Source organism: Ruegeria sp. YKSF070 (assembly GCF_059612725.1).
Window position 1 is genome coordinate 17,780 of the sequence record NZ_JBXWRD010000028.1, and the last position, 9,050, is coordinate 26,829.

A 9,050-nucleotide genomic window follows, 5' to 3' on the forward strand; every position below is an offset into this window, starting at 1 on the left:
CCTCAGCCCCCCAGATAGACAAATGTCTTGTCACGCGCGGTCTGGCCTCGCCTGAGGTCCAGCCGGCTGGGCGCAACACCCATGGCGCGCGCCAGCAGCTTGCGCACCGCCTCATTGGCCTTGCCGTCCTCGGGTGGGGCGGTGACGGATATCTTCAACCCGGTATCAGTTAGGGTCACGCTGTCGCGCGCGGCCTTTGGTGTGACACGCAGGGCAATCTCTTGCCCCGGCCGGGCCAGGTGCGACAGATCGGGAAGGGATTTGACCTTGGGCTTCGCCATGCCCCCGTTCTACAGGGTTCCACGCAAAAGCCCAGCATGGTGCTCAGTACCACTCTTCTCCGCGCGGCCCCAGGTAATAGGCCGAAGCGGCCTTTCGGGCCTCGCTGTCACGTTGTGCGGTGGGGGGCGGCAAGCTGCCGGGATATTGCGCCACAGGCTGCGGTTCAGTCGCGGCGCAAGCGCTCAGCGCCAGCAACGCCATAATCAGAAAAGCATGCGAGGTCATCGAGAACACTCCAAGGACGGACATAAACTAGCACGGTCTGCTTCCGCCCGCCCTGGCAAAAGCCACCCTTCACGCATGATTTACCCTTGAAACTCGACGCCCGGTCGCCGAGATAGCTGAGAGCGATTGATGTGAAAGGGATTTACATATGCCACCGCGCAACGATGCCGCCCTGGAGTTTCTGCAAACTCGCCGGTCGCGCCCAGCCAAGACCCTGACTGCTCCGGCGCCCAACCGTCAGGCTTTGCTGCCGATCCTGACCGCCGCCGCGCGCAGCCCTGATCATGGAAAACTGGAACCCTGGCGATTCATTGTTCTGGAACAGGGTGCGATGGCGCGGCTGGCCGATCTGGCCGAGGCGCGGGGGCGTGCGCTGGGCAAACCGGACGAGGATATCGCCAAGGGCCGGTCGCAATTCGATCAGGGCATTCTGGCAGTGGCTGTGATCGAGGTGCAGAAGGACAGCCCCAAGATCCCCGCGATCGAACAGACCTATTCGGCTGGCGCGGTCTGCCTGGCGTTGCTGAACGCGGCGCTGGCGGCAGGCTGGGGCGCCAACTGGCTGAGCGGCTGGCCCTCGCATGACCGCGCATTCTGTGCCGAGGGGCTGGGGCTTGAAGCCCATGAACGGGTGGCCGGCCTGATCCATATCGCCACCGAATCCAGCGCCCCGCCCGACCGGCCCCGACCGGATCTGGAGGCCATCACCACCTGGGTCTCGGCATGATCATCGTCAACGCTTTCCTCGCCGCGCTGGGCCAGATCGGCGATCCGCGCTTTCGCAAGGTGCTGGGCCTGGGGGTGGGCCTCACGCTGGCGCTGTTGGTGGCGGTCTATGCGCTTTTTCTGTGGCTCATCCAATGGCTGGTCGGTCCCGAGGTCACGTTACCGGTTCTAGGAGAGGTGACTTGGGTCGGCGGTCTGCTCAGCGTCTCATCGCTGATCTTCATGCTGGTGTTGTCGGTGTTCCTGATGGTGCCGGTGGCCTCGGCCATCACATCCATGTTCCTGGACGAAGTGGCGCAGGCGGTCGAGGACCGGCATTACCCGAACCTGCCCGCCGCGACCACGGTTCCGTTTGGCGAGGCGCTCAAGGACACGGTCAACTTTCTGGGCGTGCTGATCGCGGCCAACCTGGCGGCCTTTGTCCTCTATGCGATGTTCGCGCCCTTTGCGCTGTTCATCTTCTGGGGGCTGAACGGGTTCCTGCTGGGCCGGGAGTATTTCACCCTGGCCGCGATGCGCAGGGTCGGGCGGGCCGAGGCACGCCGACTGCGCTCGAAACACCTGATGACGATCTGGCTTGCCGGCGCCCTGATGGCGATCCCGCTGTCGGTGCCGCTGGTGAACCTGCTGATCCCGATCCTGGGTGCGGCCACTTTCACCCATATCTTTCACGCGGTGAATGGGACCCGCTGAACGCTGTGGAGGGGCACCGGGCTGCCCTGTTCTCACTCCAGCGGCGGCATCACCTTGAGCAGGTTGATGTCATCGACGCTGATCCACCCGGACAGGATGATGCCCCCGATGATCGCCCAGAGCACCACCGTAAGACCGGTGGTGATCCAGGCCTTGGTTTTCAGATGGTGATGCTCGGGGGCACCGGCATGGGTGCCGGGCACGATATCACCCAGATCGCCCTGTGTGCGCACGCGGATCGGCAACACGATCAGGAAGGTCATGAACCAGATGACCGAGAACAGCACCAATGCGGATGTGATCGACATGTTCGTCCCCTTTGGGTTTCACCCTGATATGGGTCAGACCTGCTCCAGTTCCACCAGACAGCCGTTGAAATCCTTTGGGTGCAGGAACAGCACCGGTTTGCCATGGGCGCCGATCTTGGGTTCGCCGGTGCCCAGCACGCGGGCGCCGGTGGATTTCAGGTGGTCGCGCGCGGCAATGATATCCTCGACCTCATAGCAGACGTGGTGAATGCCGCCCGAGGGGTTCTTGTCCAGAAAGCCCTGGATCGGGCTGTTCTCTCCCAGCGGATAGAGCAGTTCGATCTTGGTGTTGGGGAGTTCGATGAACACCACGGTCACGCCATGGTCGGGTTCGTCCTGCGGCGCGCCAACCTTGGCGCCCAGTGCGCTGCGATATTGCGCGGACGCGGCCTCGAGATCCGGTACGGCAATGGCGACATGGTTCAAACGGCCGATCATGATCATCCTCCAATGGTTCATCGGGTTGCGCGTCTTATGCGGTGTGCGGCCTGTCGGGGCAAGTGCGCCAAATCGCCCATTAACGTCCTGTTAGCCAGCGTGACCTAGCGTTGAGGCGTCTGCTGAAGGAGCCAGCCATGGATGATTCTGATCCCTTTGCCGCCCCGCACCGGCTGCCGACGGTTACCCGCCCGCTGCTGGGGCTGACCATTCTCGTGGTCGAGGACAGCCGCTTTGCCTGTGAGGCGATGCGCCTTTTGTGCCTGCGCAGCGGCGCTCGCATCAGGCGCGCGGATTGCCTGAAATCGGCACGCAGGCATTTGCAGATCTACCGCCCCTCGGTGATCATCGTCGATATGGGGCTGCCCGATGGCTCGGGCGCCGACCTGATCGAGGAGATGGCCCATACCGCGCCCCGGATCGTGGTGATCTTGGGCACCTCGGGCGACGATGGCGCCGAAGAAATGGCGCTGGAGGCCGGCGCCGACGGGTTCCTGGCCAAACCGGTAACCTCGCTTGCGACCTTCCAGGCCGAAATCCTGTCGCGACTGCCCGCAGACCGCCAGCCCACCGGCCCGCGTATCCTGCATGACGAGCATATCCGCCCCGACCCGATCGCCTATCAGGACGACATGGCCCATGTGGCCGATGTGCTGAGCGAAAGGTCCGACCCCCAGACGCTGGACTATATTGCGCAATTCCTGCTGGGATTGGCGCGCAGCGCCGAGGATCACGCGCTGGCCTCGGCCGCGCAGGCACTGGCCCGCACCCGCGCCAGTGGCGCCCCCGTTACCTCGGATACGGCGCGGATCGCGGGACTGGTGCAGGAGCGTCTGAATCACAGAAAGGCGATCTGAGATATGGCCGGAATGCTGCCGATCGCCATCGTGACCGCTGGCGTGCTGATCTATGCCCTGCGCTGGTACGAGACGCCCGGTCCGCGACGCAGGCGGGTCGAGGCGCGCTGATCCTTGCGCCATCCTGGCAGGGTGCCACGTAGTTGCGGCCGCAACCCGGCGGCACAGTCGGTGGAGGTCACCAGCTGCGTCGATACCGCCTCGGGGCCGTAAAACGTGTTTACCTTTCGTTCTCACCCACCTAGAGTGGACATCCCCGCAAAAGGGGCGTGACAATCGGGGGGGAAGACCGCAATATGTTGGACATGTCTCAATCAGCCTCTCAAGATCTGTCGGATTTCCTGGGTGACGACCGTTTTGCCACCGTGATGGCCGACCCGCCCTGGCGGTTCACCAACCGCACCGGCAAGGTTGCGCCCGAACACAAGCGACTGGCGCGCTATCCGACCATGACGCTGGAGGATATCTGCGCCCTGCCGGTGGCCGACTATCTCGAGGACAGGGCGCATTGCTATCTCTGGGTGCCCAACGCCCTGCTGCCCGAAGGGCTGCAGGTGCTCAGCGCCTGGGGGTTCGAGTACAAGTCCAACATCGTCTGGCACAAGGTGCGCAAGGATGGCGGCTCGGACGGGCGCGGCGTGGGTTTCTATTTCCGCAACGTGACCGAGCTGCTGCTGTTCGGCACCAAGGGCAAGAATGCCCGCACGCTGGCACCGGGCCGGCGGCAGGTCAACATGATGCAGACCCGCAAGCGCGAGCATTCGCGCAAGCCCGACGAGCAATACGAACTGATCGAGAGCTGCTCCTGGGGCCCCTATCTGGAGATGTTCGGGCGCGGCGTGCGCGATGGCTGGACCGTCTGGGGCAATCAGGCCGACGCCGATTACAAGCCCAGCTGGAAGACCTATTCCTACAATTCCGGCGTCGCGGCCGAGTAACATGGCCCGCAGTATCGACGATGCGGTGTTCGATCCGGGCGGCGCGGTCGAGGCGCAGCTGGGCTGGACTCTCGGCCCGCGCTATTCGGTGGCCAGCTATCGCAGTGCCGCCGCCGTGATCGCCCAGCGCGCGCCCGCCGAACTGGCCGCGATTCTGCGCATCCTCGACGCCTTCACCATAAGCCGCACCGAAATCCGCTCGCCCGGCGGCAACCGGATGTCGGCCACCACCCGCTTTGCCGATCTGGCGGCGGCCGAGGGGTTTCACCAAGAGGTCCGGATCGAGGCCGATCTGACCGTCCGCCTGCGCGAGGGCAAGGGCGAGAACGCGCCCGAGATCGACCGCATCCTGCGCGCCGATTACATCCACAACCATCTGGTCGATTTCTGGCGCGGCCGGGTGGCGTTCGACTACGAGTGGAACAGCAAGGACCAGACCTATGACCGCGATCTCTACGCCTTTCGCAGCTTCTTCGAGGCGGGCGTGATCGACGTGGGCGTCATCGTGACCCGGGCGCTGCCGCCCGAGTTCTTTCAGTCGCTGGGCTATTGCCTGGACAAGGACGGCAACGAGACCGCCAGCACCGTCGCGGCCAAGTTCGGCGCCAGCACCACCGGCACCCACAAGCTGCTCAGCCGCATCGCGGCAGGGCGCAGCGGCGGCTGTCCGGTGCTGGTCTTCGGGATACGCCCCGGCAACATCACACCGGACTGAACCACGCTCAGTCCTGCGGGATCACCCGCAGGCCCAGTTCCATCAGCTGGTCCGAGCTGGGCTCGGACGGCGCCTGCATCATCAGATCCTCGGCGCGCTGGTTCATCGGGAACATCATCACTTCGCGAATGTTGGCCTCGTCCGCCAGCAGCATCACGATGCGGTCGATCCCGGCGGCACAGCCCCCGTGCGGCGGCGCGCCGTAATGGAAGGCGTTGAAGAGCGCGCCAAAGCGGGCCTTGACCTCGTCGGCGCCATATCCGGCCAGTTCGAACGCCTTGAGCATGATCTCGGGCTTGTGGTTACGGATCGCACCCGACACCAGTTCATAGCCGTTGCAGGCGAGGTCGTACTGGAAACCACGCACTGCCATCGGGTCGCCATTGAGCGCCTCCATCCCACCTTGCGGCATCGAGAAGGGATTGTGTTCAAAGTCGATCTCGCCGGTTTCCTCGTCGCGCTCGTAGATCGGGAAGTCCACGATCCAGGCAAAGGCAAAGCGGTCGGTCTCGGTCAGACCCAGTTCGGCTCCGATCACGTCGCGCGCCTTGCCCGCGACCTTTTCGAACGACTTGGGCTTGCCGCCCAGGAAGAAGGCGGCGTCGCCCACGCCCAGACCCAGCTGCTGGCGGATCGCCTCGGTGCGCTCGGGCCCGATGTTCTTGGCGAGCGGTCCGGCGGCTTCCATCCCATCACCCTGATCGCGCCAGAAGATATAGCCCATGCCCGGCAGGCCCTCTTTCTGGGCAAAGGCGTTCATCCGGTCACAGAACTTGCGGCTGCCGCCGGTGGGGGCAGGAATGGCGCGGATCTCGGTGCCTTCCTGCTCCAAAAGCTTGGCGAAGATGGCAAAGCCCGAGCCGCGGAAATGCTCGGAACAGTCCTGCATCTTGATCGGGTTGCGCAGGTCGGGCTTGTCGGTGCCGTACCATTTGGCGGCATCGGCATAGGCGATCTGCGGCCAGTCCTGCGGCGCATCGACCTTGCGGCCACCGCCGAATTCCTCGAACACGCCCGCCAGCACCGGCGCGATCGTGTCGAACACATCCTGCTGGGTGACAAAGCTCATTTCCAGGTCGAGCTGGTAGAAATCGGTGGGCGAACGGTCGGCGCGCGGGTCCTCGTCGCGGAAACAGGGTGCGATCTGGAAATACTTGTCAAAGCCCGAGACCATGATCAGCTGCTTGAACTGCTGGGGCGCCTGCGGCAGCGCATAGAAGCGGCCCGGATGCAGGCGCGAGGGCACCAGGAAGTCGCGCGCACCCTCGGGGCTGGAGGCGGTGATGATCGGGGTCTGGTATTCACGGAACCCCTGCCCCCACATGCGGCGGCGCATCGAGGCCACCACGTCCGAGCGCAGGGTCATGTTGGCCTGCATCGCCTCGCGGCGCAGGTCGAGATAGCGATAGCGCAGGCGGGTTTCCTCGGGGTATTCCTGATCGCCGAACACCATCAGCGGCAGTTCCTCGGCGCGGCCCAGCACCTCAAGCTCGCGGACATAGACCTCGATCTCGCCGGTGGGCAGCTTGGGGTTGACCAGGTCCGCGTCGCGCGCCTTGACCGTGCCGTCGATGCGGATGCACCATTCCGAGCGGACCTTTTCCAGGGCCGCGAATGCGGCGCTGTCGCCGTCGCACAGCACCTGGGTCACGCCGTAATGGTCGCGCAGGTCGATGAACAGCACCCCGCCATGATCGCGCACCCGGTGGACCCAGCCGGACAGGCGAACGGTTTCGCCGACATTGGCGGCGGTCAGGGCGGCGCAGGTATGGCTGCGATAGGCGTGCATCGGTGATATCCCTTCGGGCGGAGAAAGCGTCGCGCCGATACAGCGCGATAGGCCGGGGAAGTCAAGGCCGCGCCGCGCGCATCCGAGGTTTGTGGCCAATTCACCCGGATTTCTTTGGGTTTGCGCAGGAGGGGGCGCTGCCCCCACCGCCTGACGGCGGCCCCCCGGAGTATTTTTGGCGAAATGAAGGGGGCTGTCACGTGTTCGAACAAAGGTGGGCGGGGATCAGCCCGCGCAGGGAGTTGCCGCAATACAGTGCGCTGGCATCGCACAGATCGGTCGGGGTCAGCGTGGCCTCGCGCACCTGACCGGTGGCAAGCAACTCCGCGCGCAGGATACCGGGCAGCAAGCCGTCGGCAAGCGGGGGTGTCAGCAGATCGTCCTGGATGGCGGCAAAGACAGTGGTGATTGTGCCCTCGCAAAGCTGTCCCGCCCGATTGAGGAACAGCCACTCGTCCATGCCAGCAGGCAGCATGGCGCGGGCACGGTCATACAGCGCGCGCCTTGTGGTCTTGTGGCGGAGCCAGGGATCATCTGCGTCGAGCCGTTCGGGATGGATCGCGACACGCCAGAGCGGCGCGGCCGCGGCAAGCGGGGCGGTTTCCAGCGCCAACACGCCCTTGGGATCGAGGGTCAGGCGGCAGCGGAGCGGCGCCGGGCCGCAGATCTGGTCCAGCAGGTGCTGCGCCTTGGTCTGATCAAACCGCATCCTGAGGGCGGCGGCGGACCGGGCCATGCGCGCCAGATGCAGCGCGGCACGGCGCGGCCCCTCGTCCGGGTGCCAGCCCAGCGTCTCGATCAGGCGAAAGCCGGGATCATCTGGCGGGCAAAGCGGGCCTTCCATAGCGCCTCCTCGTATTCCGAGCGGGCGGTGCTGTCCCAGACCACGCCGCCGCCGACATTGAGCGTGGCGCGCGCGCCATCGACCAGCAACGTGCGGATCGCCACGTTGAATTCGCAGGCGCCATCGGGCGCCGCCCAGCCGATGGTGCCGCAATAGATGTCGCGCGGCCAGGGTTCAAGGCGCGCCAAGGTTTCCATCGCGCGGATCTTGGGCGCGCCGGTGATCGAGCCGCAGGGAAACAGCGCCCGCAGGATATCCGAAAGGGTGACATCCGCCCGCAGACGCGCTGCGACGCGCGACACCATCTGATGCACCGTGGCATAGGTCTCGATCTGGAAAAGTTCGGGCACATGAACCGAACCGGGCAGTGCCACCCGGCTGATATCGTTGCGCAACAGATCGACGATCATTAGGTTCTCGGCGCGGTTCTTGGCATCGCGCGCCAGCCAGGCGCGGCGGCGGGCATCCTCGACCGGATCGTCGCTGCGCGGCTGGGTGCCCTTCATAGGGCGGGTCTCGATCCAGCCTTCGGGGTCGGTGCGAAAGAACAGCTCGGGTGAGCGACAGAGGATATCGGGCAGCCCGTCCTGCGTCACCAGCACGCCATGTCCGACCGGTTGGCGCGCAGCAAGCGCGGCATAAAGCGCAGGCGCGGCGCCATGAAGACGCAGATCGACCGGAAAGGTCAGGTTGGCCTGATAGAACTCTCCCGCGCCGATGGCGCGGTGCACATGGTCAAAGGCCGCACCATAGCGCGCGCTGTCCCAGCGGGGGGCGAAATCGTCGATCCCGCCGCCGGGGGTCGGCAGCGGCAGCACCTTTGGCCCGTCATAGACGCCGAAACACAGAAGCGGCAGCCGCCGCCCTTCGGGCATCAGCCGGGTCAGGCGCGGTTCCAGCGCATAGCCCAGCTCGTAACTGGCATAGCCCGCCAGCCAAGCGCCATCCGCCCGCGCCACATCCAGATCGGCCAGCGCCGCGGGCACCTGCGCGGCGGTATCGGCCCGGATCACCCTTACCGGGCGGTCGAAGCCGGTTCCGGCCCCGGCAGGCCCCTGATCGAAACGAAGCTGCATCTGGGTCCGCTCCCCCTGCCAATTGGCGTGCCGCTGGGGTATAGAGATTTCGTGTACGGGCGAAAGAGCAGAAAGCGGCAAATTCACGCCGCTTTCCGATCCCTCTTGCACCTTTCCCCGAGGCGCCTATAACGCACGACAATTTGGGCGCTGGGCGGG

Annotated in this window: 12 protein-coding genes; 5 read left to right on the forward strand and 7 right to left on the reverse strand. The window is 65.2% G+C overall.

The window, feature by feature from the left end; genetic code table 11:
- Window positions 1-2: 2 nt before the first annotated feature.
- Together AC2FL1_RS14360 and AC2FL1_RS14365 are read right to left on the reverse strand one after the other, a co-directional pair.
- Window positions 3-281 carry a DUF167 domain-containing protein gene (locus tag AC2FL1_RS14360; protein WP_496877403.1) on the reverse strand — a complete coding sequence of 93 codons (279 nt, stop codon included), beginning with the start codon at window positions 279-281 and terminating at the stop codon, window positions 3-5.
- A gap of 43 nt (window positions 282-324) precedes the next feature.
- On the reverse strand, window positions 325-531 hold the full coding sequence (locus AC2FL1_RS14365; RefSeq protein WP_496829611.1) for a hypothetical protein: 207 nt from the start codon (window positions 529-531) through the stop codon (window positions 325-327).
- Window positions 532-655: 124 nt separating this feature from the next.
- Here AC2FL1_RS14365 and AC2FL1_RS14370 point away from each other — a divergent pair, with 124 nt between their 5' ends.
- Together AC2FL1_RS14370 and AC2FL1_RS14375 are read left to right on the forward strand one after the other, a co-directional pair.
- Window positions 656-1,234 carry a nitroreductase family protein gene (locus AC2FL1_RS14370; RefSeq protein ID WP_496829609.1) on the forward strand — a complete coding sequence of 193 codons (579 nt, stop codon included), beginning with the start codon at window positions 656-658 and terminating at the stop codon, window positions 1,232-1,234.
- Window positions 1,231-1,926: an EI24 domain-containing protein gene (locus tag AC2FL1_RS14375; protein WP_496829607.1), complete on the forward strand. Its 696-nt coding sequence runs from the start codon at window positions 1,231-1,233 to the stop codon at window positions 1,924-1,926. The genes AC2FL1_RS14370 and AC2FL1_RS14375 overlap by 4 nt, the downstream gene beginning before the upstream one ends.
- 32 nt (window positions 1,927-1,958) lie before the next feature.
- Here the strand turns inward: AC2FL1_RS14375 and AC2FL1_RS14380 are convergent, their stop codons facing one another.
- Both AC2FL1_RS14380 and mce read right to left on the reverse strand, forming a co-directional pair.
- On the reverse strand, window positions 1,959-2,234 hold the full coding sequence (locus AC2FL1_RS14380; protein ID WP_234139361.1) for a DUF1467 family protein: 276 nt from the start codon (window positions 2,232-2,234) through the stop codon (window positions 1,959-1,961).
- Between the two features lie 33 nt (window positions 2,235-2,267).
- The gene (mce, locus tag AC2FL1_RS14385; protein ID WP_044029028.1) at window positions 2,268-2,672 is read right to left on the reverse strand and encodes a methylmalonyl-CoA epimerase; all 405 of its coding nucleotides are present in this window, start codon (window positions 2,670-2,672) and stop codon (window positions 2,268-2,270) included.
- A gap of 137 nt (window positions 2,673-2,809) precedes the next feature.
- Between mce and AC2FL1_RS14390 the strand changes: the two genes are divergently transcribed.
- The 3 genes from AC2FL1_RS14390 (at window position 2,810) to AC2FL1_RS14400 (ending at window position 5,182) form a co-directional block, all read left to right on the forward strand.
- Window positions 2,810-3,529, forward strand: coding sequence for a response regulator (locus AC2FL1_RS14390; RefSeq protein WP_496829604.1), 720 nt, complete (start codon window positions 2,810-2,812; stop codon window positions 3,527-3,529).
- A gap of 305 nt (window positions 3,530-3,834) precedes the next feature.
- A complete protein-coding gene (locus AC2FL1_RS14395) occupies window positions 3,835-4,467 on the forward strand; it encodes an MT-A70 family methyltransferase (RefSeq protein ID WP_234170268.1) in 633 nt (210 codons plus the stop codon).
- Window position 4,468: 1 nt separating this feature from the next.
- On the forward strand, window positions 4,469-5,182 hold the full coding sequence (locus AC2FL1_RS14400; RefSeq protein ID WP_496877404.1) for a BglII/BstYI family type II restriction endonuclease: 714 nt from the start codon (window positions 4,469-4,471) through the stop codon (window positions 5,180-5,182).
- A 7-nt stretch (window positions 5,183-5,189) separates the two neighbouring features.
- Here AC2FL1_RS14400 and aspS read toward each other — a convergent pair whose 3' ends face one another.
- The 3 genes from aspS to AC2FL1_RS14415 all read right to left on the reverse strand — a co-directional run bounded on the left by aspS (window position 5,190) and on the right by AC2FL1_RS14415 (window position 8,891).
- On the reverse strand, window positions 5,190-6,971 hold the full coding sequence (aspS, locus tag AC2FL1_RS14405) for an aspartate--tRNA ligase (RefSeq protein WP_496877405.1): 1,782 nt from the start codon (window positions 6,969-6,971) through the stop codon (window positions 5,190-5,192).
- Between the two features lie 196 nt (window positions 6,972-7,167).
- A complete protein-coding gene (locus AC2FL1_RS14410; RefSeq protein WP_496829598.1) occupies window positions 7,168-7,815 on the reverse strand; it encodes an aminotransferase class IV family protein in 648 nt (215 codons plus the stop codon).
- Complete coding sequence (locus AC2FL1_RS14415) at window positions 7,770-8,891, reverse strand: aminodeoxychorismate synthase component I (RefSeq protein ID WP_496877406.1); 1,122 nt, start codon at window positions 8,889-8,891, stop codon at window positions 7,770-7,772. The genes AC2FL1_RS14410 and AC2FL1_RS14415 overlap by 46 nt, the downstream gene beginning before the upstream one ends.
- Window positions 8,892-9,050: the final 159 nt, after the last annotated feature.